The following is a 24,881-nucleotide window of genomic DNA, read 5'->3' as shown; positions in this document are numbered from 1 at the left end:
TGAGGTGAGGCCGTCCACACCATCAAAGATGAGGAGATCGACGCGGCCAAGCGCGCGCAGCAGGCGGGAGTGGCGGCCGTCGCCGCGCGCCAAAGCGAGATCGCTAAACAGCCGTGGGACGCGCTGATAAAGCACGGAGCGATTGTCGCGGCAGGCCTTGTTGCCGAGCGCTGAGGCGAGCCAGCTCTTACCGACGCCGGAGGGCCCGCAGATCAAAAGGTGGCGTGGTCGTCGATCCATTGCCCTTCGACCAGCATCGTCAGCAGGCTGCGGTCGAGGCCGCGCGGGGTGCGATAGTCGATGTCCTCGACGCAGGCCTCCTGGCGCAGCTTGGCGTATTGCAGCCGCTTCGACAGCCGCTTGTCGCGTCGCAGCGACGCTTCGCGTTCGAGCAGGAGCGCGAGCCATTCGGCGTGGCCGAGGCTTGCGGCCTCGCCGCCGGCTTCGATGTCGGCGAAGGCGCCTTCGCCATGCCATGCAGGCCGAGCGTGTAGAGTTGATCGAGGGGCGGATGCGTGAGCAAGGCGTGATCTCCTAGTTGTAGTAGCGCGGCCCGCGGTTGTTGGGATGGAGGATCGGCGCGTCGTCCGCGGGCCGCTTGGGTGAAGGCCGCCGATCGAGATTGTTGGCGAGGATCGATTTGACTGAGCCGTAGGTGCGCGCCGATGTGCGAAAGCCCTGCTCGGGGTGCGTGCGTTCATCGAGGATCAGGTCGCACAGCGCGGCGGTGGCCGGCCCGATCGCGGCGGCCTCCTTGCGGATGCGCTCGATGGTCCAGCCGGCGTAGCGCCGATGACTGGACGCCATGTGTTCCGGCACGGTGGTGTGCTTGTGGTTGCCGCTCATGCGCTGATGCGCGGCGATCCGCTCGCCCTTGTGGAATATCTCCACGGTGCGGGCGGTGAAGCGCACCTCGACCTCGGCGCGGACGAAGCGATGCGGGACGCTGTAGTAATGCGCCTCGACCTCGACGTGGTAGTCGATGCTGGCCCGGCAGATCCGCCACTCGGCGAACACGTAAGGGCTCTCCGGCAAGACCCTGAGTGCCGGCCGGTCGATCTCCTCCAGCAGCTTGCGGCGGGTCACGCCGAGCCGCCGGATCGGTCGCTCCTCGTTGAGCCGGGTCATTAACTCGGCGATCGCCGCGTTGACCTCGGCGAGGCTGTGGAAGGTCCGATGGCGCAGCCGTCCGAGCAGCCAGCGCTCGACCATGAGGACCGCCTGCTCGACCTTGGCCTTGTCCCGTGGCCGCCGTGGGCCTGGCCGGCAGAATGGCGGTGCCGTATTGCGCCGCCATGTCGGCGTAGCTGCGGTTGATCTGCGGATCGTACAGGCAGGCCTTGATCACGGCGACCTTGGTGTTGTCCGGCACCAGCAGTGCCGGCACGCCGCCGATCGCCTCGAAGGCGCCGACGTGGCCATCGATCCAGTCGGCGAGCCCCTGCGTCCAGGTCGCCTGCGCGCAGGTGAAGCTCGATGCGCCGAGCACCGCGACGAAGATCTGCGCGGTGCGCCGCTCGCCGGTAAACCGGTCGATCACCACCGGCACGCCGTCGCCCGCATAATCGACGAACAGCTTGTCGCCGGCTGCATGCGACTGGCGCATCGTCGCCGACAGCCGGCCTTCCCAGGCCCGGTAGAGCTCGCAGAACCGCGAATAGCGATACCCGCCGGGTTCGCCCGCGATGTACTCCTCCCACAGGATCGACAGCGTCACGTGCGTGCGCCGGAGCTCGCGGTGCACCGCCGCCCAGTCCGGCTCCGCCTGCCGGCGATGGCCACGCCGGGTGCCGAGACCGGCTCCCGCGCTGGCGAACAACCGGGCTTCCAGCACAGCGTCGGTGATGCCGTCGGGCAATGGCCAGGTCAGCCCCGCCGCTTCAAACCGGCGGATCGTCAACCGCACCGTCGAAGGCACCGTCCCCAACCGCCGCGCAATCTCGCGGGTCGGCATCCCAGCCGACTTCAATCTGATCACATCGCGCACATGGCGCATCGCAAGCCTCTCCGTCGGCATCCAGGTCCCCCTTCGCAACGAAAGGCGGGACCGTATCGGAGCCAGAAGAGGCCTCGTCACCCCGGGTTCGCTCTTGCGATACCCCGGGCGACATCATCCCGGAATGGTGGGCGACATCAAGCGGAATCAGCAGCCGAACTCCTTGACCCATTTGCGCAGAACGTTCTCATGAACGTCCAGGTCGCGGCCGGCTTGTGCCACCGACACCCCGCGTTTCCGGACCAGCTTGACCGCCTAGATCTTGAACTTGCGACTAAACTTCCGTCTCTTCATCGCCCACCTCCGGCTTCATGAAACACCTAATCTCGGTGTCCATCAAACCGGCAGCAGCTCAGACTGAGGGAGCGTGCCACGCGCCGTCGGCGGCTTGGCAATGATGATTGTTTGGTGCAATTCACGCTTGATAGCGCCGTCAGGCAACAGCTTTGGCCAATGTCAACGGCGCGTCAGTCCTGCGAGCGCCGGCTCGGATGTACAGGTTGTCTTCCAATTGTCGCTGAAGTCAACCCACGCTGAGCTTGTCCATATGCTTAAATTGAACTCCGCGCGGCAAGGAGTCTCAAGAGTGCGCGATCACGTTCACCTTCTAATTCGGAAATCGATCTGCCATCCGCCTCTGCATGGACGCCAGCGACCAGACGGGTACAGACATCGGGAGTAAGCTGTGGCTGACCTAGCGTGGCCCATCGGCGTTCCTGGCTAGGCCCGAGATGTCGCAGGTAATGCTCAATTCCCCCAGGACCCCCACCAAGGTGGTAGGCCATATGTGCACCGACCACTGACCAGCGCAGCCCAGGTCCATGCACGAGCGCCGCGTCGACAGCGGCGACATCAGCAATATTCTCGGCGACTAAGTTGACCGCTTCACGCCAGAGTGCTGAAGCAAGCCGGTTGGCGATGTGCCCTACTACGTCGCGGGCTAAAAGAACTGGCTCGCGGCCGAGCCCGCGAAAGAACGACACAGCCGTCGTCCGAAGATCAGCATCGGCCCCATAAATCTCCACTAGCGGCATGATGTGTGGAGGATTGAAGGGATGAGCAGTAATGAATCGCGAGGTTCGTTTTAGGCTGGTGGCAAGCTGTGACCAAGTTAGAGAGGATGTACTGCTTGCGAGTACCGTATCGGGATGGGCTGCCGCCTCAACGCGGCCGTAGAGCTCTCCTTTTAACTCGAGCACTTCGGGTGCGTTTTCCTGAACCCAAAAGGCGTCGGAAACCGCCTGTTCCGGTGTCTCGACAAGGCGAAAGGAACCAAGGCCTGATTCAAGTTCCGAGGGACGAAAAACCTGCTTCTGACATCGAGAAATCGCTTCTTGCAACAGGGACTGCGATTTTGGCGCTGGATCCCAGCCGACGACGTCATAACCATAGGCAGTGAATAGCGCCGACCAGCTTTGGCCTATAAGCCCGCAGCCGAGAACCGCGATTGTGCCATTCATGTTGCGAGCCCCAGATCGATCGGCGTACTGCCGAGTAGCCCCAAACTATCTTCAAGCAGTTTAGCACCGGCCAATAACTGCCCGTCGGCTCGAGGGGGAGCGACCATTTGCAAGCCTACCGGAAGGCCGGAACTCGTGAAACCGCAGGGCAGAGACATCGCGGGGCAACAGACGAGGGTGATTGCAAAAGCGATGGCAACCCAATCCACGTAATTCTCAAATTGTCTGCCGTCGCACTCCATGACGTGGCTGTTGGCCACGGGGAAAGGCTCTACGATTGTTGCCGGCGTCAAGAGAAGATCGTACTTCTCGAAAAACTTAAGTACGCGCACCACCATGGCAACTCGCTGCTCCTCGGCGCGTTCGAGTTGCTCGATAGAAAGCTTCAGCCCTTCTTCGATGTTCCAAACGACGTCCGGCTTGAGCAGATCGCGATGGCTTCGAAGTAGAGCAGCTTTGCTAATAGCGAAATCGAATGCGCGGAGAACGTGGAAGCACTCTTGAGCTTCTCGAAGATCGGGGTGAGCTTCTTCGACGATTACACCAAGTTCGACGAAGCGCGCTGCAGCGCCGCGGGTAATTTCCACAATTTGAGGATCCACGGGTGTAATGCCCAGATCGGCCGAATAGGCAACCCGTCTTGGTCTCTTTGCCGTGCGCGTGGTCGTCAGGAACGATTCTGCGGGTGCCGGCAAGGACAGTGGATCGGCAGGATGCTCACCACTCATTGCGTCCAACAGGAGCGCAACGTCCTCGACATTGCGCGCCATTGGTCCGTGTATGCCGAGGTTGCGGTCGATTTTAGATTTGGGAGTTCGGGCCACTCGGCCCAAGCTCGGCCGAAGACCCACTACACCGCAAAAGCTCGCCGGATTTCGGAGTGAGCCCCCCATGTCAGAGCCATGCGCAACCCAAGCCATGCCGGCGGCGATCGCAACCGCGGCACCTCCGGACGAGCCAGCAGCAGAGCGAGCTGGATTCCACGGATTGAGCGTTGCTCCGAAGAGTTCATTGACCGTGTTGGCCCCCGCTCCGAACTCGGGGGTGTTCGATCTTGCATAAACAACACCACCATTCTGCTCGATGCGCTCGACCAAGATGTCCGACGTCTCAGCTATTTTGTTCCTGAAGATCGGGGAGCCCTGTGTGTTGCGAGTGCCGGCAACGTCAATCAGATCTTTGATGGGAACGGGAAGACCGGCCAGCAGCCCACGTGCGCCGGTAGGTCGCTCCATCAGCGTACGAGCATGTGTGCGCGCGCGATCAAAACAAAGGATGGGCAGCGCGTTAAGCTTGCCGTCGACTTGCCCGATCCGCTGCTCCAGCGCGTCCAGCAGCTCCAGGGGGCTTACTTCGCCATTCCGCAATTTTTCGACAACACTGCAGGCGGTCTGCCTGATCAATTCATGCACTTCAGAACCCCGTCTCTTGCCGTCGTCCCCTTAGTTGGCGATCGAGAGCAATGATCGCAAAAGTGTAGGCATTTTCGAAAGGCCGCTTCGACGACGCATAGAAAAGTCTCCAACTGGACGGCGAGCAGAACGCTGGGCGGCGCTTGACGCGCACGGCCCCGTCTGCCTACGAAAAATTATCTCTTAGCTTTTCCTCAGCCCCGCCTCGCCTGCCGTAGAGAACGTAGGACCACTTTGGGAGTAAATCCGCGAAGAATCCCGGCGTACGCGCATTTATCCTGCCAAATTCTGCGATGAGCGCAGGACTGCGGCCTCTAAGTGTAGTTGCGTGTGTGGAAGATGACCGCCAAACTATCAGGGCTTGTCGTCCTTGCGCTCTTTGGCGGTTCTCGCCTACAGAACCGCCCAGAACAGTGATGTCGGTTGCGCCGTGTCGAAAGTGGACGTGAGCTGAATAGGTGCAGCTCGATCGCTGGTCGGTTAACAGTGTGACGTCGCGAGACTTTCGAACAACTTGCCTTTACGCAGCAAAGGGACTCGTAACGTCGCTCATCTTCTCTACCGAATCGTATGCGAATGAGCACGCACCGTATCTTCCAAAATTTTCTCAATCTGCTGATCAACGCGAACCACGCTGATGGCTTTAGCGACGCCTTGGCGGTCACCGGACGCGCACTTGAGCTGCCATGTTTGGCTTATCTGGCCTGGCCGAAGAGACGGGGTGAGAACGCCCTCGTGATTTCCACGTATCCCGCCAATTGGGTTGCGCATTATGTGCGCAGTCACTATGAGCGCCTCGACCCCATTATCGAGCGTGCGCTGGAGACCACGGAGCCCTTTAGCTGGGACCACAGGGAACCTCATAGATTGATTTCTCGGGCGCAGCGAAGCTTGCTCGACGAAGCTGCTCAGTGTGGGATCCGATTGGGATTCACCGTTCCAATCCACAACGGCGCCTCCATGGCCGCCTTGACGTTTGCCACCGACCAGAATGACCGAGCATTTCAATTGAGCATAGAGCGCCGCTCGGAGGTCCTCCAGTTCATGGCCATTTCTTTCGACCGGCGCGTGCGGCAAAAGCTTTCTCATGAACTGATGATCGCTAACGTTGAACTCTCACGTCGCGAAATGGAGTGCCTCGACTGGGTCGCAAAGGGCAAGACCACATGGGAGATTGGGCAGATCCTGCAGATATCGCCAAATACCGTGAAGTCCTATTTGAATAATGCAAAGAACAAGCTGGGCGTGAGGACATTGGCCGAAGCGACTTCACGACTTGGCGCTGCTAAGGCAGTTAGGCAAGATTAGGGCCGCGCCGCCCCTCTAGTTGTACGTGGTGCCATTTGCACCCGGCTCTCCCATATAGTCGAAATCCGGACAGGAGGGGTCATGATTCAACTGATTGCCGAACCATTTCACGGCGCGTTCTCCCAAACGCTAGCGGCCATGCACAGGCTGCGGCATCGCGTCTTCAAGCAAAGATTAGATTGGAGCGTTCACAGTTCCGGCGAGATGGAGACCGACGAGTTTGACGCGCTAGGTCCGGTATATCTCGTCCAAACGTCGGTCGAGGGACTGGTGCAGGGGTCGGTTCGCCTTTTGCCGACAACCGGCCCGACGATGATCCGCGACACCTTTTCTGTGCTCCTGGGAAAGTGCCCTGCCCCATCGGATCCTCATGTGTGGGAGAGCAGCCGCTTTGCAGTTGATCTTCCTTCAGATGCTCCGAAGGCGGCACACGGGCTTGCGAGGGCAACTTACGAACTCTTCGCGGGCATGATTGAGTTTGGTCTGTCTCGACAGCTCACGAGCATCGTCACAGTCACCGACGTCCGGATGGAGCGAATTCTGAGGCGCGCAGGATGGCCGCTTCGCCGGATTGCATCGCCTTGTGAAATTGGAAACACGCTTGCTGTCGCCGGCCACCTGGAAATCACGCTCAATGCTTTGGACAGGATACGTGCGGCCGGTGGACTCGCCGGCCCAGTTCTCTGGACTCCAGTCCTGTCGCACGCCGCCTGACTGCCGGCTCGCTGCCCGCAGAACTCATCCGACTTAAATCGCCGCACCTTGATTTGTAAATGCCTCCAATCGACCACCTTGCCTGTCAGACACAGCGACCAATATCCAATCCAATAAGTTTACAACATCTGCGCGTTGCTGTGACAGTCAATGAAGCGGGCAGCATTCGGAGCGCAGCCAGGGTGCTGGGTGTCGAACACTCGGCCATCAGTCGGGCGATCGGACGATTGGAATGCCTGGTTGGTACCCGCTTGTTCGAGCGATCGAGATACGGGATGAATCCAACAGCCTCTGGTACGACATTCCTGAGGACGGCAAAGCTTATCATCGAGCAGGTCGATTCATTATCGAAGGCGACAGTCTTGACCCTGTCCAAGCGGGCGGATCACCTGGCTATCGGCTTCTGCCCATTCGTCTCCGCAGGACGAATAACACCTGCGATCGCCGAGTTTCAAAGCCGTTATCCGGAAATCAAGGTCGCCGTCCTTGAACGCGTCATGCCGGAACTCCTGATCGCGCTTCAGACGGGCTCGCTCGATATCGCCATCGCGCCAGACGGTCTATCTTCCATGCTGCTCACGGCGGCCTTTCCCCTATGGCGTGAAGGTATTCTCATCGCACTCGCCAAGAATGATGAGTTAGCTCAGAACGAGTCGGTCTCCTGCGCCGATCTGCACAGTCGAACCGTTCTCGTCAGCCGCGATGATCCCGCAAGAGAAGTCGAAGACCTTCTGGTCTGCAAACTGGCGGCTCATGGAAACGGGGCCTTAATCGAAGCCTGCGACGTGAGCCGCAGCAAGCTGACCAGTCTCGTCAGCATTGGCCGCGGCGTCACGCCGTTATTGGCATCCGAAGCTCACGCCGGATTCCCAGGGGTGGTGTATCGCGAACTGCACGACGCAAGGGGACCCAGTCGGATCACAATGTCAGCTCATGTCAGAACCGGCGATGAAAGATCTGTTGTCGCCCACTTCCTAGCCCTTCTGAGAGAATGTTATTCTTCAGGAGGGGAAGAGCGGGCTTGACGTTTTGATTTCGCAAAAGCCCGGTCTGTCGCCATGAAGCGCGCCAACATCGGGCCAATGAGCTTGGCAGGTTCGACGGCCTGTCCGGTTTGCTTCGCCAGCACATCGGCATAGACGTGCAAATCCCGGTGAACATGGGCCGCGAGTTCGACCGTCATTTTGACAGGCCGATCGTCCACAAGCGCTGCAATCTTCAATTTAGGCATGCGGCTAGCCTCTATAAGGTTCAAGAATGAGATCACGGTTGACCAGGACGCGGACCGGGTAACCCGGGCGTATCGTCAAGGTCGGCTGGATATTGAGGCTACGGCGGACCACTTGTTGGCCGGCCTGGTTCAGCGAATCTGATGCACCGCGCCTGAGGGCACCAATGATTGCGCTGTTGCTATTGCTCGCATCGGAACCTGCACCCGCTTCCGAGCCAACAGCCAGGAAGGTCGACAGCGCCGCCGCCTTGAACAGCTCACCCCAATGGTTGTCAACCTGATCTTCAAGGCCGGCATAGCCTTGCGTGTCTGTCCCCGGTTGGCGCTCCAAGACGACCGAGCGGCCGTTCGGCATGATCAACCGGGTCCAAACGAGCAGCACGCGGCTCTGGCCGAAGCTCACCTGACTGTCATAGATGCCAGTCAGTCTGGCGCCCTGGGGGATGAGGAGAAAGCGCCCGGTGGGCGTATCATAAACATTCTCGCTTACCTGAGCTGTGATCATTCCAGGCAGATCGGAGCGAATGCCGGTGATCAGGGCCCCGGCGATAACCGATCCGGCCTGCACCACGTAAGGTGATGGCGCCTTCACGAGGCGGTCTGGACTGGTCGTTCGTCGATCGGTGGCCGCATTTACGAAGGCGAGCTTCCGGTCCTGAGCGTTTTGCAGTGACCCATCCTCGCTGCTGGGGATCAGGGAGGGAGCATTGGCGCCACCTGCTTGGGCTCCGCTCGACGCTGCCGTGTCCCTCACATTGGTAGAGGCGAACAGTCGGCTTACACGAGCCGCCTCTTGTTCCTGGTCACGGCGTTGCTGTTCCTGGTCGGCCGCAGCGCCTGGCGCGGCGATCTGGCCTTTGGCGGCCAGGATTGGTCTGCCGAGATCGCCGGGAAGAGGTGGACCAAGCTGGGGGACAGGAGGGGTGACCTTCGAGTAGTCCGGCGGCAACGCTGTGACGCTCTCAGCAACATTGTGACGCTCAGCCAGATAGAGCTCCTCGGAAGCGGCCTCACGCGGCCGTTGTTTCTGGAGCGCCCACGTCGCCGCCGCGGCGACCAGCGCCAGGCAGAGCGCGGATCCGGTCAGCAGCACCTTGCGAGACAAGCGGGTGACGCTCGGGTATTCGGGCCGGAGCCGAAACCCATCCTCGAGCTCACCTGTCTCCTGTTCGCCGTCCGGGGAGGTCTCATCTTCGCGGTGTTCTTCCGTCATGACGAAAACCTCCCGTCGGTGCGGACGATCCTAACCTTTTGTTGATGTTCTCCACCAAGCCGCAGTTCGGCAGCCGCAAACAGGCGGTCGACGATCAGGACGCTGCCAAAGGTGCGATAATTGACGATTTCGCTCTTACCGTCAGGCCCGAGCACAAACAGCGGCGGCATTTCGCCTTGGACGATACCTTGCGAGAACTCGATGTAGACTTTTCGGCCGTCGTCGTAGGCTGCAAGGGGGCGCCACGGCGGATTGTCCCCCTCGATCGCATACCGAAAGCGCCGTTGTGCAAGCTCTGGGAGCAGCGGAACAGGAGTCAATTGCTGCCGCTTGATCCGATCTTGCGGATAGTACCACGCGACCGATGGCATGTAGGGCTTCTCGCGCGAGCGGAGCTCGAGGAGATAGGTGCGCCGATCAGTATTGATCACGAGGTTGGTTTCGATGGAGGCGCGCGTCGGCTTGACCAGCACGTGCACCCTGCGCTCCTCGCCGCTGCCGCTTTCGGTGTCGCCGATGACCCATCGCACGGTGTCGCCGGCTGCGAGCGGGCCGGAGCCGGTCAACTGCTCCCCCTCCTCAAGAGCAATGTCGGTGATCTGTCCCGGCGCGGCATAGACCTGATAGAGCGCGCCCGGGCTATAGCTGTAGATCTGTGCGGCGTTGAAATAGCCTCTCCGCCTCGGCTCGACGCGCGCCGCACTGTTGGCGATTTCGATCCGGTTGACCGGCTCGACATCCTCCTTGGTGCCCGGCTTGCCGCCAAGCGACGGCTTCCAGGATGGAGGCACATGCAGGGGACGCGGACGATCATCCGCCGGCGCTGCCGCCACAGGCAGCGGCGGCACATCTGTGTCATAGCTGATTTCGGGTGGAATGAAGGTCGAGCAGCCGCTGAGCATGCAGCCAAGCATGACGGCTGCGGAAGTGATGCCCCTCTTCATTGGCGCTGTCCTGAACTCGCAAGGATATACTTTCACTGCCCCAACTCCTTGGACCAATTGATCGAATTCACATAGATTCCGAGAGGATTTTTGCGCAGCCGATCGGCATCACGCGGCGTTCGGATGACGATGCTCAGGATGGCTGTCCATCGCTCGGTCGAGGCGAGCGAGCCGTTCTCGTAAGCGCGCTGAATCCATGCGACACGAAAGCTGTCGGGCGAGGCCCGTATGACGCTGGAGACTTCCACCGAGATCTGCGCCTTGCCGAGCCCGGCGAATGGGTCGTTTGCCCTGGCATATTCATTGAGTGCGACGGCCCCGCGATCGGTCGTGAAGTCGTAGGCCCGGAGCCAATTCTGCCGCAGCACGATGGCATCGGATGGCAGGGCGCGCACATCTTCGATGAACCGCGCCAGGTGCCAGGCAATTTGTGGATCCGTCGGGTCGTAGTCGGAACTTGCAGGCGAGACCCGCTGAGCTTGACCGAGCCGGTCGACCTCGACGATCCACGGCGTTATCGTTCCTTGTGTCGATTGCCAGATCAGCCCGCCGGCAAGGCTGCAAGACAGAGCAAGGCAGCCGAACGCCATCAAGCGCCAGTTCTTCGCCTGCAGGCGGGCCGAGCCGATGCGCTCGTCCCAGACTTGACCTGCCTTCTGATAAGGGGTGAGTGCCGCCGGCGCGCGGCCATAATGCGTTGCTGATCTCTTAAACATTGAACTTCCCCTGAGTATCCCTGATCCATCGTAGCGAGCCGGCAGCAGACGGCGTTTTGCTCATGTCGGCTGCTCGATGCGGATCACGCGCGCGAACACGCACAAGCACCGTACGATGTGGCAGCTTCTGCACCGCCGGCGGCGAATGCTGCGACTGAGTCCCCTTACTTCCGGGAGCTGCGCCGGATTGCGCGGCAAAAGAACCGAGCCCAATCCTGCCTTCGCACCCGCGACACCGAGAAGAAGGGGCCGTTGGCGCAGCGACGTGTCGGACGGGATCTGGCCATGGATCGCTTGCCAGATCAGAGCTGGCGTCAGCGTCAAGGACAGAATGCGAGAGGCTTGAATGACGCATTGACGACCCAGCCGACGCACTGCAGAGGACCCACGAGAACAGCTGATCATCGGAACAGGCCGAGCGGAGTTCGACGGCCATGCGCCGTTCTCGGAAATCCCTCTCATCGGCGCTCTTCCTGGGAGAGATCGACCGAGCTGCCGCTGCCACCGGGATCGCCGGATTTGACTGCATGAACTGCCGCCGATACCCCCCGATCAAGGCCCTGACCTTGCTTGATGCGCTGAGCCCAAGTGGGGCTACCGCTCGCGGTCTGAGCTGAAGTGCTCGTCGATTGACCGCCTCCGCCAACCGTCGAGGCCATCCTGCGAAGTGGACTTGCTGCTGCAGAGGCGGCCGCATTTGCGACGCCCGTGAGGCCGCCACTGCGATATGCCGCTGCGGTGCCCGTGACAGCGCTTGCGCCCATCCTGCCGGCGCCCACGAGCGCTCCGCCGGCGAGACCTGCCGCACCTGCAGCAAGCCCGGCTGTCGCCACCGCGGCGCCGCCTGCGGCAAGTGCTGTACCGACCGCAGATCCTGCGCCGAGTTGCGGCCCACCGGAGACCAGCCCGCTTGCGATGCTCGGTCCGAAGATCCCCAACGCCAACAGCGAGAGCGCCGCAAGAACCAATGTCATGGCATCTTCGATGGTCGGTTGGGCGCCGTTGAAGCCCGACGTAAATTGCGAAAACAGTGTTGAGCCGATGCCGACAATCACAGCCAGCACCAGCACCTTGATGCCTGATGAGACCACGTTGCCGAGGACGCGCTCTGCCGCAAAGGCGGTCTTGCCGAACAGGCCGAAGGGAATCAGCACAAATCCGGCCAATGTAGTGAGTTTGAACTCGATCAGTGTCACGAAAAGCTGAACGGCCAGAATGAAGAAGGCAAGAAGCACGATTGCCCAGGCAAACAACAGAACCACGATCTGGACGAAGTTCTCGAAAAAGCTGATGTAGCCAATCAGGCTGGAGATCGAGTCCAGGAGCGGACGGCCTGCATCGAGGCCCACCTGCGCGATCTTGCCCGGCCGCACGAAATCGCCGGCCGACAAGCTGGTGCCGGAGGCCTTCAGCCCAAGGCCCGCAAAGCTCTCGAAGACGATACGGGCGAGACTGTTCCAATTTCCGATCAGGTAAGCAAAAACCCCGACGAAGAGCGTCTTCTTGACCAGCCGCGCGATGATGTCGTCGTCCGCGCCCCAGCTCCAGAACAACGCTGCAAGCGTGATGTCGATCGCAGCGAGGGTCGTTGCGAGGTAACCGACCTCCCCGCCCACGAGACCAAAGCCGCTGTCGATGTAGCGTGTAAAAGTCTCCAGGAATTGGTCGATGATGCCCGTGCCGGTCATTGGTCGCCCCCTACCGCAGGACGGGCTAGATAGCCTTGAGGCAATCGGCTCTGATCCTTTGCTTCCAAAGCCTCTTCCGCCGAAGAGCCAACTGACGAACCCTTCGAGTCCGTCTTCTGCCCAAGGAAGCTCCGGCGGCTTTCTGCCCAGACCTTCCGGCAAGTCTCATAGGCATCAGTTTGCGTGGATGTCACGGCACGGCAACGGATCAGGTCAGCCTCGTGCACACTCGGTATTTGGGCGGTCATCGGCTGGTGTTCGAGCTCACCCGCATGATTCTGCAGCGTGAGCGTGCATGCGATGATCGCCACTATGCCGCCAAAGACGGTGATTGCGATCGACACCGCCTTGATAGTTTTCGGATCCCTCATCAGTGAAACATCTGTACGTTGGAGGATTGATAGCCGGGCCCAGGAGTCAGAAAGCGCTGCAGCTGTTCGCGGCCCTGGTCTTGGGCCGCTGCGCGTTGGGCTGCTTCGAGAGCCTGTGCCCGGCCGTGGGCCGCGACGGTCGCGGTGAGATCGGCGAGCTGTTGGGCCTGAAGAGCGAGGAGCTGATTACCGGCCTGGGTTGCCTGGAGCGCGCCGCTGGCGCTCTGGCTCGAGCTCACCAGGGCGGACAGCTGAATGCGATTGGTGTCGAGGTTGCCCACAACGCCGGCTTGGAGGCGAAGAGCGTCCTGAAGCGCTCCGACGGAGTTCTGCCAGCGCGCCTGCGCTCCCGCAAACAGCGCGGCATCGGACTGGCTGCTTGTTGCCGGCGCATAGCTTGTGGCAAAGGCGTGGTCGATCTGTTGGACGTCGTAGGCGATGTGCTGCGCCTGACCAAGGAGCTGCTGGGTGCGCTGGATGGAGGTCTGAAGCTGCAGAAGCGAAGAATAGGGCAGGCTCGCCAGGTTTTTTGCCTGGTTGATCAGCATCTGCGCTTCGTTTTGCAGCGAGGTGATCTGGTTGCTGATCTGCTGCAGCTCGCGAGCGGCGGTCAACACGTTCTGAACGTAATTGTTGGGATCGAACACAATCCACTGGGCACGCGCTGTGCCGCTAGAAAAAGCCGATGCAACAAGGATCGTGATGGCGAAACGCAAGCGTCGAAGGCTCATCGTGATGACTCCAGATTTTTCAGATTCGGGATGAGGTCGATAGCCCAGCTTGCTCCGCGGTGCTCAAGCCAGACCGCTAGAAACCCCTCGGCGCCGTGCTCGGCGACCAGGTGCTCGATTGCGAGTTGATCGGACTTGGCTGATGCGGCTGTAAAGGCGAGTGCGACCTCGCCGAGGCCAAGCTCGAACATGCGGTTGCCTCGGCGAGACTGGCAATAATAGTCGCGCTTCGGCGTTGCCCTGCTCAGGAGTTCGATTTGGCGATCATTGAGCCCGAACCGGCGATAGATGGCTGTGATCTGCGGCTCGATCGCGCGCTCGTTTGGCAAGAGCAGCCGCGTCGGGCAGCTCTCGATGATTGCGGGGGCGATTGCCGAGCCGTCGATGTCGGAAAGGGACTGGGTGGCAAACACCACCGAGGCGTTCTTTTTTCGGAGCGTCTTCAGCCACTCCCGCAACTGTCCTGCGAAATCGGCATCATCGAGCGCTAGCCACCCCTCGTCGACGATGATCAATGTAGGCCTGCCGTCGAGCCGGTCACCGATCCGGTGAAAAAGATAAGCGAGTACGGCCGGCGCAGCCCCCGTTCCGATCAGTCCTTCGGTCTCAAATGCCTGGACTGAGGCTTCCCCAAGCCGCTCGAATTCTGCATCCAGCAGCCGCCCATAGGGCCCACCCAGACAATAGGGCTGGAGAGCGCGCTTGAGGACGTTCGACTGCAGAAGGACAGAAAGCCCGGTTAGCGTCCGCTCGGGTACCGGTGCCGAGGCAAGCGAGGTCAGGGCCGACCACAGATGGTCCTTGCCTTCTGGAGAAAGATCGACCTTCTCTCGTGTAAGAAGAGCGGCCACCCAGTCAGTCGCCCAGGCCCGTTCGGCGGGATTGTCGATCCAGGCCAGCGGCTGCAATGCGATCGGTGCGCCATCATCGGCCGACAACGCGCCACCAAGGTCGTGCCAATCGCCGCCCATGGCGATCGCGGCCGCCCGGATCGAGCCGCCAAAATCGAACGCGAACACCTGCGAGCCGGGATAGCGGCGGAACTGAAGGGCCATCAACGCGAGCAGAACCGATTTGCCGGCGCCGGTCGGTCCCACAACAAGAGTATGCCCGACGTCGCCAACGTGAAGGGAGAAGCGGAATGGCGTCGAGCCTTCCGTCTTGCCAAAGAGCAGCGGCGGCGCGTTGAAGTGCTGGTCCCTCGCCTCGCCTGCCCAGACGGCAGAGAGAGGAATCATGTGCGCGAGATTCAAGGTGGAGATCGGAGGCTGCCGAACATTGGCGTAGACATGGCCGGGGAGGCTGCCGAGCCACGCCTCGACGGCATTGACCGTCTCGACCATGCAGGTGAAATCGCGACCCTGAATGACCTTTTCCACTTGGCGTAGCTTTTCGTCGGCCGCCCTTGCATTCAGATCCCAAACGATGACAGTGGCGGTGACAAAGGCCTCTCCGATCTCGTCGGATCCAAGTTCCTGGAGCGCGGCGTCCGCGTCCATCGCCTTGTTGTGCGCATCGGTATCCAGCAGCGAGGATGCTTCGTTCGTCATCACCTCCTTCAGGATCGCGGCAATAGACTTCCGCTTGGCGAACCACTGCCGGCGAATTCGGGTTAGCAGCCTTGTGGCTTCTAGCTTGTCGAGCATGATGGCTCGGCTCGACCAGCGATAGGAGAAGGCAAGCCGATTGAGGTCATCAAGAATCCCAGGGGTCGTGGCGGTCGGGAAGCCGACGATCGTGAGCACCCGCAAATGCGCCGCTCCCAGCATCGGCTCCAGCCCTCCCGAGAGCGGCTGATCCGCCAGCAGAGCGTCCAGGTACATCGGGATCTCCGGGACGCGGACACGATGGCGCTTTGTCGAGATCGTCGCGTGAAGATAGGTCAGTGTTTCGCTGTCATCGAGCCAGCGGCATTCGGGCATGAAGCCTTCGATCAACTGCAGGAGGCGCGCCGTCCGATCAACGAAGCCAGCCAGCACCTGCCGCGCATCGGCATCTTCGTTGCGAGCGCAGCCCTCATAGAGAAGCCGCTCGGCCCTTGCGGCATCTTCCGGCGGCGGAAGATAAAGGAGCGTAAGATAGTAGCTCGACTCGTAGTGGACGCCCTCCTCCTCGAACTGGGCCTTGCGCTCGGCGTCAACGAGCGCGGAGGCGACGTCCGGGAACATGCTCGGCGGGTATGCTCCCGCGGAGTGACGCTGGGCTTCGACGAAGACCGCCCAGCCCGAGCCAAGGCGGCGCAGCGCATTGTTGAGCCGGCCGGCGACTGCGACGAGCTCCGCCGGTACCGCGCTGTCGAGATCGGGCCCGCGAAATTTGGCCGTGCGTTGGAACGAGCCATCCTTGTTCAGGACAATGCCCTCATCGACCAACGCGGCCCAGGGAAGGAAGTCCGCAAGGCGGGTGTTCGACTTGCGATATTCGGCAAGATTCAACATGGGAAAGGTTCCTAAAGATCGAAATGAGCGGGAATTCGCAGGTGGCGGTGTACGACCTCGACGAAAGCGGGATCGCGCTTTGCGGCCCATACAGCTGCGGCGTGGCCGAGCGCCCAGAGCAGCAGGCCCGCGATCCACAGGCGCAATCCCAATCCAAGTGCCGCTGCGAGCGTGCCATTGACGATCGCAACAGCTCTCGGCGCTCCGCCCATCAGGATCGGTTCGGTCAATGCGCGATGCACCGGCACGAGGAAGCCTGCGACGCCCTCCTGCATCAGATCACCACGCCGCCGCCAAACGAGAAGAACGACAGGAAGAAACTCGAAGCCGCAAAGGCAATCGACAGGCCGAAGACGATCTGGATCAGCCGGCGAAAGCCGCCGGACGAATCGCCGAAGGCCAGCGTCAAGCCTGTGACCACGATGATGATGACCGCGATGATCTTGGCGACAGGCCCCTCGACCGATTGCAGAATCTGGTTGAGCGGCTGCTCCCAGGGCATGTTGGAGCCGGCGGCCATGACGGGGGTAGCGGTCGTGGTCATGGCAATCAAGGCCAGGGTGAAAGCTTGCGAAGTCTGGAGGCGATGGTTCACTTGAGATCTCCTGCTGGTGAAAGACTGTAGTCGCCGCCCGCACTGATGCCCTCGACGCGGGCGAGCTCGGCAAGGCGGCGATCGGCGCCGCGCCCCGAAAGGACGGCGATGACATTGATGGTCTCGGCAATGAGCGCGCGCGGGACGGTGACGACCGCCTCCTGGATGAGCTGCTCCAGGCGACGTAGCGCCCCGAGCGCAGAACCTGCGTGGATCGTGCCGATGCCGCCGGGATGCCCCGTGCCCCAGGCCTTGAGGAGATCGAGCGCCTCCGCGCCTCGGACCTCACCGATTGGAATTCGATCCGGCCGCAGCCGAAGTGAAGAGCGCACGAGGTCAGACAGCGAGACCACGCCGTCCTTGGTTCGCAGAGACACGAGGTTTGCTGCCAGGCATTGCAGCTCCCTGGTATCTTCGATCAGAACGACCCGGTCGGAGGTCTTGGCAACCTCCACCAGCAGCGCATTGGTCAGCGTGGTCTTGCCTGTCGACGTGCCGCCCGCGACGAGGATGTTCTGTCGCCCGGCAACGGCGTCCCGCAGCATCGCGGCTTGACCGGCGCGCATGATCCCGGCGGCGACGTAATCGTCGAGCGTAAAGACAGCGACCGCTGGCTTTCGGATCGCAAAGGTCGGCCGAGCCACGACCGGCGGCAACAATCCCTCGAACCGCTCTCCGGTTTCCGGCAGCTCGGCCGAGATCCGGGGAGCAGCTCCATGGACCTCTGCACCGACATGATGCGCGACCAGCCGAATGATGCGCTCCCCGTCCGCAGGTGACAGCTGCTGGCCGGTATCCTCCAAACCGCCGGACAGGCGGTCGATCCAGAGCCGCCCATCGGGATTGAGCATCACTTCGATGACGGCATCGTCTTCGAGATAGCGCGCGACCGCAGGCCCGAGCGCGCTGCGCAGCATGCGCGCGCCGCGCGAGATCGCCTCCGCTTGAGCCGACTGGATTATCACGAGAGCCCCATTCGCTTGAGAGCGCCCCCCACGAGCGCCTCAGATGGGGACGATTAGAAAAACCACGATGGAAGATGACGCAACAACGTGGCTCGTCGGATCGTAGGCTAGCGTAGAAAGAGAAACATTGGCGCAAAGCCTCAACAACCGATGTCAGTTGCTGTCTCCGTCCGCCGGCTGCCGAACGATATCTTCGGGAATCTCGCGCAGAAAACTCTGCCCCTTTTGCAGGCGACGGCCGAGCGTCTCGACAAAACCCTCGAAGCGCTCACGCCCCTTGGCTTGGGCGGCAGCCTGGGCGTCGGAGGGAAGCGGGGGCGTGACTGTCAACCAGAACCGCACGAACAGAGCCAGAGTTTCAGCGGTAAGTCCGAGGTCGCGTTCGAGGCGTTGCATTTGGCGCGATATCCTGTCGAGACGACGCGAAAAGGCGGCTTCCCGCCGGTCCGAGCCATCTGGGGACAGGAACGAGCTGACTGCCGCCTCGACGATTGCAGAGCGTGAGATGTTTTTTCGATCGGCAAGTTCCGTGATCTGTGCCAACAGCTCTGGAGGGAAGTAGACGTTCATGCGGTTGCGCATGATCTTCTCACAATTCAATGCCATCATTCGGGTCGAGTGCGGCTTGCCGCGCAACGCCGCGCATCTTCTGCCGCAGCAGGCGCGACTGGCGCGCGGCATCTTCGTCGTCTTCCAGCACGGCGAATTCCTCGGCCGGCGCGACCTCCGTCGTTTCCTTAACGATGGCGAGGTGATCCGGAAGCTCGGGCTCTCGCCGCAGTCCGCCATTGGCCGTGTCAGCGTCGCCACCGCCAATGTCCGCGGGCGTCTTATCGGGAATAGCGGCCTTCAGCCCTGACCAGCTGTCGGCGCGAGAAGACCTTCGGATCTTGACGGGATCTGGCGGGGGAAGTACGCGCTCGGCAAATCGCTCATCCTCGTAGTAGCGCACTTTTCTCGCACGGATTGGAGGAGTGCCTGCCACCATCACGATCTCCTCTGACGGCGGCAGCTGCATGACCTCTCCCGGGGTCAGAAGCGGCCGCGCGGTATCTTGGCGAGAGACCATGAGATGGCCGAGCCATGGGTTGAGCCGATGGCCGGCGTAGTTCTTCATGGAGCGTATTTCGGTTGCCGTGCCTAGCGCATCGGAGACGCGCCTTGCGGTGCGCTCATCATTGGTCGCAAAGCTTACCCGGACATGACAGTTGTCTAGGATCGCGTTATTCGGGCCGTAGGCCTTCTCGATCTGGTTGAGCGACTGGGCAATGAGGAACGCCTTGATGCCGTAGCCGGCCATGAAAGCCAGTGCCGACTCGAAAAAATCAAGTCGTCCCAAAGCTGGAAATTCATCCAGCATCAGCAACACGCGGTGACGGCGATCCTTATCCTGAAGGTCCTCGGTGATCCGCCGCCCGATTTGGTTGAGGATCAAGCGGACTAGTGGCTTGGTTCGCGAAATATCCGAGGGCGGCACGACCAGGTAGAGCGTGGTGGGGCAGTTGTCTGCGATAAGGTCGGCGATCCGCCAATCGCAGCGGCTTGTCACTTCGGCGACGACGGGATCCCGATAAAGTCCGAGGAAGGACATCGCTGTCGAAAGCACACCCGAGCGTTCATTCTCGGATTTGTTCAGCAGCTCTCTTGCCGTAGAGGCGACGACCGGATGCGGCCCCTGGTCCTTGAGGTGTGCTGTCGTCATCATCGCGTTCAGCGTCGTTTCGATCGGCCGCTTGGGATCCGATAGAAAAGCGGCGACGCCGGCGAGCGTCTTATTGGGCTCGGCATAGAGGACGTGAAGGATTGCCCCGACGAGCAGGGAATGACTGGTTTTCTCCCAATGGTTCCGCTTGTCGAGCGAGCCCTCGGGGTCTACGAGCACATCTGCGACGTTCTGGACGTCCCTGACCTCCCACTCCCCGCGCCGGACCTCCAGAAGCGGATTATAGGCTGATGATCTGGCATTGGTCGGATCGAACAGCAGCACACGGCCGTGCTTCGACCGAAACCCGGCTGTGAGCTGCCAGTTCTCACCCTTGATGTCGTGCACGATGGCCGAGTGCGGCCATGTCAGCAGCGAGGGGACGACGAGCCCGACGCCCTTGCCGGACCTCGTTGGAGCAAAGCAGAGGACGTGCTCGGGCCCATCGTGACGCAGGTCGTTCTTCTCCAGTCGGCCAAGCACAACCCCGTCCGCGCTCAGCAAACCTCCCGCCCTCACCTCCTCAAGCTTGGCCCATCGGGCCGAGCCATAGGTGGCAACGTCCTTGGCCTCCCGGGCGCGCCAGACAGACATGGCGATGGCCACGGCGATGGAGAGAAAGCTTCCAGAGGCGGCGATGTAGGCGCCCTCGGTGAATACGTCAGGTGCATAGGCGTCGAACACGAACCACCACCAGAAGAACTCGGGCGGGTAATAGACCGCAAATCCATACATCTTGAACCAGGGCAGACCGAGCTCGGGTTGGAAGGCCAAGCGCCAGGCCGTCCACTCCGTCGCGCTCCAGATCGTGAGCAGGACGATCGCGCCGACAGCCACGAGCTGCCCCCACAAGATCTTGGTTCCGGACATCGACAAGGCTCTCCTTCGCTGAATGACGCTCTGGCCAAGGAAATCAAAGACCGAGGTCGCGCTTGCGGCCGAAACTCCACTCGATCCCACCGCCATCCCTAACGCTTCCCGTCACATGCTGGCCGAGGCGTTTTTCCAGTTCGCGCGTCCAGGGGACGAGTTGAAAGCCAAGCCCATTGTCGATCAATGCAAAGCGGCCCGACGTGAGGGACAGGCTCTTTCGGTATGTTCCTGCGACCTGCTCACCGACTGCGGCTTGCGCGTGAGGCAAGCCGGTCTCGGCCGCGATTTCGGCACCGGCCGCCTCTAGCTCCCGGCGCCGCAGCGTATTGAGGAGATCGCGTTGCAGGATGATGCGCCCTCCCGCTCGGTGTGCGAGCCCTGCTTCTGCAAGATGTTCGGCTCGCGCCTGCATCGCTTGCCGAGCCTCCCGCCCGAAGCCGCCCAAGGCGAGCGGCATCGAATCGCGCTCGACCAGTCGGTGGTCGAGCCAGGTTGCTCCCGGCGCACCTATTTGCGCGGGAAGATCGAAATCCGAGCGATTGGCGAGCACGCGCGTCGGCCGCTGCTCGTCCATCCCACCGAACTGCCTGACTTCGACAATGCCGCCAATGGGGGGCGCCTGTTCGAATGCCTCAAGACCACGAAAGCGGACGTGATGGAGCCGTCCGTCGGTCGCATCAATGAGCGCATAGGCTTCGCCGGTGAGCTCGTCGTGTAGCCCGGTTGCCAATAATCGCCCGATAATCGGTGCGGTCGTTCTTTCCCCCGTAACGGCGAATTCCGAGAGACTTCGTTCCTGTCCCCGCTCTGTCATCGCTTGATGCATGGTCTTGATGATATCGCCCCGAATTGCAAGGTCTCTGAGATGGGGTTCTGCGTCCAAACCCACCATCCACTCACCGGGTACCGCCGATGAGGCAAGGCCCATCTTTTGCAGATGCTGAAGGCGCCCGATCATAAGGCGGCGGATTTCGGGGTCAGATATCCCTTCCCGATCGGGCCGCAGGTCGAGATAGCCGGTCTCGTCGGCAGCCAGACGGATCTCGCGGTCGAGCCGTGTCCATCTTTCGGCGAAGACTTCGCGTTCGAGAGCCCTGCGGATCTCGTGCTCGGCTTTGGGCCCGAGCTCGATGGATGCCAGCTCTTCCGCGCGAGAGCGTAGTCCCTGGCTGATATAGTCGCGGGAGATCACGAGGTCCTCAACGTTGTCGCTGACCCCGCGAACAAGCAGGTGAATGTGTGGATTGTCCGTGTTCCAGTGATCGACGGCGACCCAGTCGAGCCGTGTGCCGAGGTCCGCCTTCATCTGCCTGGCGAGATCGCGCGTGAACGCTTTCAGATCGCTCATCTCGCCCCCGTCCTCGGGTGCGATGATGAATCGAAAATGATGCCGATCGCCCTTGCAACGCTCGGCGAAGGCGCTGCCATCAACCTCTTCGCGTTCGGCGTCAAACAGCGAGGCTCTCTCGCCGCTGCGGGTCACGCCATCGCGCCGGAGGTACGAGATATGCGCCGCGAGTGATGCCGAGCCGAATGCCAATCCCTTATGCCGCGCGACCCGCGCCTTCACGGTCACGCGGCGCGCAGCGCTAAACAGACGGTTGCGGGCAAACTGGAGCCGGCCGCGGCCGAACGTCGAGCGCCCGACGCGTCCTCCGCGGCTCATCGAGGAGGCGGAGGTGTGGCCCGCCTTCTGCGCCGCTTGCAGTACCTGATTGAAGAAGCTCTTGGCCTTGGGCGCGCGCGTGCTGCGGATGCGGCCGGGCCGGATGTGAAGTTCGCTGTCCTTGGTATTCACGGTCGTTCTTTCCTCGTAAATCTTAGTCAGTACCGAAAGATGCATTGAATTTGCTTGTGAATGTTCAAAGCGCGGCACGCGCCACGACCGATCGGCACGCCAGAACCCAAGCCATGGCAATGGCTTGGCGTTCGACGGGCGAGCCGCTTTTATCTTGCCCTAGCCCGTCGTTCTTTGTTACTCGCTCTTCCTTCCTCTAGTTGACGAACATTTCGTCTGCTGGTCCACGGATCAGCAGACAAATCTCCTGCCTTTTCGCCTGCAAAGGAGGGAGATTTACGGCAAAGAGCAGTTGGGATTCATTGTGGTGGATCCTCCAACAGCGCCTGCAGAAACACGTCGGCTGGTGGCCGATTCATTGGGAAAAAAACAGCCGCGACGTGGCAGTTAGTTTGCGAAGCGCACACTGTTTGCGAGCGCTTGCGATAGCGATCGTTACCCGAAGGGCCGAGACACCCATAGGGTGGCTCGGTGAGGAGCGAAGCGACGAGTAGAGCGCGGGCCGAAGGCATCGCCCATATGCCGTATGCAGATGCCGGACGCTTACGGTCGTTCACCTCCGCCCCTCTCACTTCTCGCCGATCGCTCGCTGACATGTGTTCCGCTCCGCAACCGCGCTTCTGATCATTGCATGGTGCGAGAATCGGTCCGCGCCACGAATAGACCAGTCGAGCTTGGAACGATCCGCAGAATATCTCGCGAGGAGATAGCGTTCATGATGTCTGCCGAAGGCACAATCCTTATCGACCGGTCGTCCGTTCTCGGCATGTCAGTTGGCTTATGAGTTGACTGCGGAATGAGCAGCGACGATGCTGATGACGTGACGCCAGCCTTCCAGGTCGGTTGCTGATCGACGTCCAGCACGGACCCAAGCCTCTTCACATAGGCTTGGGTTTCGACAGGCAATGGACGCCCGGCAAGATGCTCCTGATAGCGCAGCGGTCCTGCGTGATAGGCAGCAAATACGCCGTTCGGTCCGAAGCGGTCGAGCATTTCACGCAGATACGCCGTTCCTGCCAGGATGTTGTCACGGGGGTCGAACGGATCGCTGCCGAGGGCGTGCCGGCGGCGCAATTCGGCCCAGGTGTCGGGCATGAGCTGCATCAGCCCCATGGCGCCTTTGGGCGATCTGGCACGAACGTCTCCAGTGCTTTCGACAGCCATCACCTCGACAATCCAGGAGACTGGAATGGAAAAACGCTGTGAAGCTTCGATGATGAAGGTTTCGAATGGCTGGGCCCCTTCGTGCTCCGCCCCTGTTGCTGTCTCCTCGGCGACCGAAGCACTGCAAAGCGCGAGCACGAGCAACAGGAAGGGTGCAGCGAACAGGCGCGCGCCAAACTGTGCCAGGTACGTCCTCCTGCGCGCCTCTTCCCGATGGAGAAAGCCTTTGTGCGCGCCATTCAGCAGCGGGAGGTGTTCCTCCCTAACATCGCCTTTGCATGGAGGAGCCGGAATGGAGAAAGGGCCTTGCGGTCCATCGAACAAGCGCATGGTGAAATGAATATGACGAACACACCTCATCACTCCTCCGAGGTCCACACCGGGTCCGCACGGCCGATCACGGCTGCGGCTGGAAGAAAGCCAAAATACCGGCCGTCGAAGGACTCATCCGATTGCCAGTTCATGAGAAAGAGCTCGGCCGGCCCGACGACGCGGCAGCCCTGCCAGTCTGGCAGCGGACGGCCGCGGCCGTCACGCTCACGCGCCTCACCCATAGCAATGTTGTCCACCGAGATGGCGAGGCCTGTTCTGCAAACCGTCTGCCCGGGGAGCGCGAGGATACGTTTGAGCATAGGAAGGCCGAGCGGCAAATAGCCCTTCAGGTCGAGGAAGCTCGCCAGCGGTTCAGGCGGCTGAACCGCAACCAGCTCCGTGACATACAAAGTCTCTGCGGAACGCAGGCGGTAAAGGCCGATGGGCACGCTCGGCGATGCATTCCAGATGAAGGCCGGCGTTCGCCCTTCCACGATGGTTACGGCGATCGCTGCGGCAGCCCCGCACATCGCAAGCAGCGTCATCATCCGCCCTCTCATCGGATGATCCTCCGCCGGCGAAGCCAGGCCTGATGGCGAGCTTTCGTGTAGGGACGTGGGCTTTCATTGACGGAAAGACGGTTGTGGACATGCTGCCAATGATCTGGGGCGACATCAGCCGGATCGATACCAAGTGCCTCGACGGCATCGATCATCTGCAGCACGCGCTCGACCTTCGGCCAGCCAGAAAGGCGAAGCAGAATGTCGCCTCCTGGCTTCACATAGGGCACGGTCGAGCAGCGCTGACCCGCGGCGACGGCACGCAGGATATCAATGCGCGAAATCACCGTCCCGAAATCATTCGACGTCCAACGAACGAACGCAAAGATGCTGCCTGGAGCAAATGCCAGGACGCGACGATGGCGATCGAGCTTCCGTTCCTCGACATTGCGGCCAAATCGAACCCGGTTCTCGATCCGCTTCTCCAGCCACAGCACTTCCACCTCGGTGAGATCGCTCATGCTGTCTCTCCCGGAAGCTCGAAAAGCCAACGGCTAGTGATGAGGACGGACGATTGCGGGATTTGAACCTGAAGGCAGCTCGACCGTCCGTGCCACTGCCGCTCTTCCACAATGTGGGCAACAGCGAGTTCCGTTAGAAGAAATCCGAAGGATTTCTGGTTAGTAAAGTTAGGGGGCCAGGAAAGCGCGCGTTCACAAGCCTTTAGGTTCGCTTTCGGTCCCCGATAGC

The 24,881-nt window shown here is 61.3% G+C and carries 22 protein-coding genes and 3 pseudogenes; 3 read left to right on the top strand and 22 right to left on the bottom strand.

Annotated elements, in window-relative coordinates:
- Positions 1 to 21: 21 nt before the first annotated feature.
- The 5 genes and pseudogenes from X265_RS36280 to X265_RS36260 form a co-directional block, all read right to left on the bottom strand.
- Positions 22 to 523 (bottom strand): annotated as a pseudogene (locus X265_RS36280) (ATP-binding protein); the annotation flags it as partial.
- 11 nt (positions 524 to 534) lie between these two features.
- A pseudogene (gene istA, locus X265_RS36275) lies at positions 535 to 1,996 on the bottom strand (IS21 family transposase).
- A gap of 159 nt (positions 1,997 to 2,155) precedes the next feature.
- Positions 2,156 to 2,290: pseudogene (locus X265_RS36270) on the bottom strand (transposase); the annotation flags it as partial.
- Between the two features lie 257 nt (positions 2,291 to 2,547).
- Complete coding sequence (locus tag X265_RS36265) at positions 2,548 to 3,456, bottom strand: 3-hydroxyacyl-CoA dehydrogenase NAD-binding domain-containing protein (RefSeq protein ID WP_128929829.1); 909 nt, start codon at positions 3,454 to 3,456, stop codon at positions 2,548 to 2,550.
- On the bottom strand, positions 3,453 to 4,868 hold the full coding sequence (locus X265_RS36260; protein ID WP_128955110.1) for an amidase: 1,416 nt from the start codon (positions 4,866 to 4,868) through the stop codon (positions 3,453 to 3,455). Before X265_RS36260 ends, X265_RS36265 begins: the two co-directional genes overlap by 4 nt.
- 576 nt (positions 4,869 to 5,444) lie before the next feature.
- Here X265_RS36260 and X265_RS36255 point away from each other — a divergent pair.
- The 3 genes from X265_RS36255 to X265_RS36245 all read left to right on the top strand — a co-directional run bounded on the left by X265_RS36255 (position 5,445) and on the right by X265_RS36245 (position 7,915).
- Positions 5,445 to 6,176, top strand: coding sequence for a LuxR family transcriptional regulator (locus X265_RS36255; RefSeq protein ID WP_128929827.1), 732 nt, complete (start codon positions 5,445 to 5,447; stop codon positions 6,174 to 6,176).
- 81 nt (positions 6,177 to 6,257) lie between these two features.
- The gene (locus X265_RS36250) at positions 6,258 to 6,890 is read left to right on the top strand and encodes an acyl-homoserine-lactone synthase (RefSeq protein WP_128929826.1); all 633 of its coding nucleotides are present in this window, start codon (positions 6,258 to 6,260) and stop codon (positions 6,888 to 6,890) included.
- Positions 6,891 to 6,949: 59 nt separating this feature from the next.
- The gene (locus tag X265_RS36245) at positions 6,950 to 7,915 is read left to right on the top strand and encodes a LysR family transcriptional regulator (RefSeq protein ID WP_128929825.1); all 966 of its coding nucleotides are present in this window, start codon (positions 6,950 to 6,952) and stop codon (positions 7,913 to 7,915) included.
- Here X265_RS36245 and X265_RS36240 read toward each other — a convergent pair.
- The 17 genes from X265_RS36240 to X265_RS36160 form a co-directional block, all read right to left on the bottom strand.
- Positions 7,885 to 8,121, bottom strand: a complete 237-nt coding sequence (locus tag X265_RS36240; protein ID WP_128929824.1) for a DUF2274 domain-containing protein — start codon at positions 8,119 to 8,121, stop codon at positions 7,885 to 7,887. The two genes, X265_RS36245 and X265_RS36240, sit on opposite strands and share 31 nt — an antisense overlap.
- A gap of 4 nt (positions 8,122 to 8,125) precedes the next feature.
- The gene (locus X265_RS36235; protein WP_128929823.1) at positions 8,126 to 9,334 is read right to left on the bottom strand and encodes a TraB/TrbI/VirB10 family type IV secretion system protein; all 1,209 of its coding nucleotides are present in this window, start codon (positions 9,332 to 9,334) and stop codon (positions 8,126 to 8,128) included.
- The gene (gene trbG, locus X265_RS36230; protein ID WP_128929822.1) at positions 9,331 to 10,278 is read right to left on the bottom strand and encodes a P-type conjugative transfer protein TrbG; all 948 of its coding nucleotides are present in this window, start codon (positions 10,276 to 10,278) and stop codon (positions 9,331 to 9,333) included. Before trbG ends, X265_RS36235 begins: the two co-directional genes overlap by 4 nt.
- Before the next feature lie 32 nt (positions 10,279 to 10,310).
- On the bottom strand, positions 10,311 to 10,994 hold the full coding sequence (gene trbF / locus X265_RS36225; RefSeq protein WP_128929821.1) for a conjugal transfer protein TrbF: 684 nt from the start codon (positions 10,992 to 10,994) through the stop codon (positions 10,311 to 10,313).
- Positions 10,995 to 11,452: 458 nt separating this feature from the next.
- Complete coding sequence (gene trbL / locus X265_RS36220) at positions 11,453 to 12,682, bottom strand: P-type conjugative transfer protein TrbL (protein WP_128929820.1); 1,230 nt, start codon at positions 12,680 to 12,682, stop codon at positions 11,453 to 11,455.
- Positions 12,679 to 13,053, bottom strand: a complete 375-nt coding sequence (gene trbK-alt, locus X265_RS36215) for a putative entry exclusion protein TrbK-alt (protein WP_128955109.1) — start codon at positions 13,051 to 13,053, stop codon at positions 12,679 to 12,681. The genes trbL and trbK-alt overlap by 4 nt, the downstream gene beginning before the upstream one ends.
- On the bottom strand, positions 13,053 to 13,784 hold the full coding sequence (trbJ, locus tag X265_RS36210) for a P-type conjugative transfer protein TrbJ (RefSeq protein ID WP_128929818.1): 732 nt from the start codon (positions 13,782 to 13,784) through the stop codon (positions 13,053 to 13,055). Before trbJ ends, trbK-alt begins: the two co-directional genes overlap by 1 nt.
- Entirely contained in the window at positions 13,781 to 16,222 is a 2,442-nt protein-coding gene (gene trbE, locus X265_RS36205) for a conjugal transfer protein TrbE (RefSeq protein WP_128929817.1), read from the bottom strand. Before trbE ends, trbJ begins: the two co-directional genes overlap by 4 nt.
- Positions 16,223 to 16,233: 11 nt before the next feature.
- The gene (locus tag X265_RS36200; protein ID WP_128929816.1) at positions 16,234 to 16,497 is read right to left on the bottom strand and encodes a VirB3 family type IV secretion system protein; all 264 of its coding nucleotides are present in this window, start codon (positions 16,495 to 16,497) and stop codon (positions 16,234 to 16,236) included.
- Entirely contained in the window at positions 16,497 to 16,766 is a 270-nt protein-coding gene (locus tag X265_RS36195) for a TrbC/VirB2 family type IV secretion system protein (RefSeq protein WP_232995658.1), read from the bottom strand. Before X265_RS36195 ends, X265_RS36200 begins: the two co-directional genes overlap by 1 nt.
- A 47-nt stretch (positions 16,767 to 16,813) precedes the next feature.
- A complete protein-coding gene (gene trbB / locus X265_RS36190; protein WP_128930183.1) occupies positions 16,814 to 17,734 on the bottom strand; it encodes a P-type conjugative transfer ATPase TrbB in 921 nt (306 codons plus the stop codon).
- A gap of 201 nt (positions 17,735 to 17,935) precedes the next feature.
- Positions 17,936 to 18,364, bottom strand: a complete 429-nt coding sequence (locus X265_RS36185; protein ID WP_128929814.1) for a ribbon-helix-helix domain-containing protein — start codon at positions 18,362 to 18,364, stop codon at positions 17,936 to 17,938.
- A 7-nt stretch (positions 18,365 to 18,371) separates the two neighbouring features.
- Complete coding sequence (locus tag X265_RS36180; protein WP_128955108.1) at positions 18,372 to 20,354, bottom strand: conjugal transfer protein TraG; 1,983 nt, start codon at positions 20,352 to 20,354, stop codon at positions 18,372 to 18,374.
- 43 nt (positions 20,355 to 20,397) lie between these two features.
- Positions 20,398 to 22,155 carry a relaxase/mobilization nuclease domain-containing protein gene (locus tag X265_RS36175; protein ID WP_128929812.1) on the bottom strand — a complete coding sequence of 586 codons (1,758 nt, stop codon included), beginning with the start codon at positions 22,153 to 22,155 and terminating at the stop codon, positions 20,398 to 20,400.
- A 624-nt stretch (positions 22,156 to 22,779) separates the two neighbouring features.
- Entirely contained in the window at positions 22,780 to 23,679 is a 900-nt protein-coding gene (locus X265_RS36170) for a lytic transglycosylase domain-containing protein (RefSeq protein ID WP_232995621.1), read from the bottom strand.
- Positions 23,679 to 24,191 (bottom strand): S26 family signal peptidase, encoded by a 513-nt coding sequence (locus X265_RS36165; RefSeq protein WP_128929811.1) that lies wholly within the window; start codon positions 24,189 to 24,191, stop codon positions 23,679 to 23,681. Before X265_RS36165 ends, X265_RS36170 begins: the two co-directional genes overlap by 1 nt.
- Positions 24,188 to 24,652, bottom strand: a complete 465-nt coding sequence (locus tag X265_RS36160) for a DUF2840 domain-containing protein (protein ID WP_128929810.1) — start codon at positions 24,650 to 24,652, stop codon at positions 24,188 to 24,190. Before X265_RS36160 ends, X265_RS36165 begins: the two co-directional genes overlap by 4 nt.
- Between the last annotated feature and the right edge of the window lie 229 nt (positions 24,653 to 24,881).

Origin of the sequence: Bradyrhizobium guangdongense (assembly GCF_004114975.1) — a bacterium.
Taxonomy (GTDB): domain Bacteria; phylum Pseudomonadota; class Alphaproteobacteria; order Rhizobiales; family Xanthobacteraceae; genus Bradyrhizobium; species Bradyrhizobium guangdongense.
Note: the sequence above shows the minus strand (reverse complement) of the source record. Positions and strands in the feature narration are given on the sequence as shown.

Bases quoted from the DNA above. Each gene is read 5' to 3' on its own strand.
- X265_RS36265 (WP_128929829.1), bottom strand. From the start codon at position 3,456: ATGAATGGCACAATCGCGGTTCTCGGCTGCGGGCTTATAGGCCAAAGC.
- X265_RS36255 (WP_128929827.1), top strand. From the start codon at position 5,445: ATGAGCACGCACCGTATCTTCCAAAATTTTCTCAATCTGCTGATCAAC.
- X265_RS36250 (WP_128929826.1), top strand. From the start codon at position 6,258: ATGATTCAACTGATTGCCGAACCATTTCACGGCGCGTTCTCCCAAACG.
- X265_RS36245 (WP_128929825.1), top strand. From the start codon at position 6,950: ATGCCTCCAATCGACCACCTTGCCTGTCAGACACAGCGACCAATATCC.
- X265_RS36240 (WP_128929824.1), bottom strand. From the start codon at position 8,121: ATGCCTAAATTGAAGATTGCAGCGCTTGTGGACGATCGGCCTGTCAAA.
- X265_RS36235 (WP_128929823.1), bottom strand. From the start codon at position 9,334: ATGACGGAAGAACACCGCGAAGATGAGACCTCCCCGGACGGCGAACAG.
- trbG (WP_128929822.1), bottom strand. From the start codon at position 10,278: ATGAAGAGGGGCATCACTTCCGCAGCCGTCATGCTTGGCTGCATGCTC.
- trbF (WP_128929821.1), bottom strand. From the start codon at position 10,994: ATGTTTAAGAGATCAGCAACGCATTATGGCCGCGCGCCGGCGGCACTC.
- trbL (WP_128929820.1), bottom strand. From the start codon at position 12,682: ATGACCGGCACGGGCATCATCGACCAATTCCTGGAGACTTTTACACGC.
- trbK-alt (WP_128955109.1), bottom strand. From the start codon at position 13,053: ATGAGGGATCCGAAAACTATCAAGGCGGTGTCGATCGCAATCACCGTC.
- trbJ (WP_128929818.1), bottom strand. From the start codon at position 13,784: ATGAGCCTTCGACGCTTGCGTTTCGCCATCACGATCCTTGTTGCATCG.
- trbE (WP_128929817.1), bottom strand. From the start codon at position 16,222: ATGTTGAATCTTGCCGAATATCGCAAGTCGAACACCCGCCTTGCGGAC.
- X265_RS36200 (WP_128929816.1), bottom strand. From the start codon at position 16,497: ATGCAGGAGGGCGTCGCAGGCTTCCTCGTGCCGGTGCATCGCGCATTG.
- X265_RS36195 (WP_232995658.1), bottom strand. From the start codon at position 16,766: ATGACCACGACCGCTACCCCCGTCATGGCCGCCGGCTCCAACATGCCC.
- trbB (WP_128930183.1), bottom strand. From the start codon at position 17,734: ATGCTGCGCAGCGCGCTCGGGCCTGCGGTCGCGCGCTATCTCGAAGAC.
- X265_RS36185 (WP_128929814.1), bottom strand. From the start codon at position 18,364: ATGCGCAACCGCATGAACGTCTACTTCCCTCCAGAGCTGTTGGCACAG.
- X265_RS36180 (WP_128955108.1), bottom strand. From the start codon at position 20,354: ATGTCCGGAACCAAGATCTTGTGGGGGCAGCTCGTGGCTGTCGGCGCG.
- X265_RS36170 (WP_232995621.1), bottom strand. From the start codon at position 23,679: ATGAGGTGTGTTCGTCATATTCATTTCACCATGCGCTTGTTCGATGGA.
- X265_RS36165 (WP_128929811.1), bottom strand. From the start codon at position 24,191: ATGAGAGGGCGGATGATGACGCTGCTTGCGATGTGCGGGGCTGCCGCA.
- X265_RS36160 (WP_128929810.1), bottom strand. From the start codon at position 24,652: ATGAGCGATCTCACCGAGGTGGAAGTGCTGTGGCTGGAGAAGCGGATC.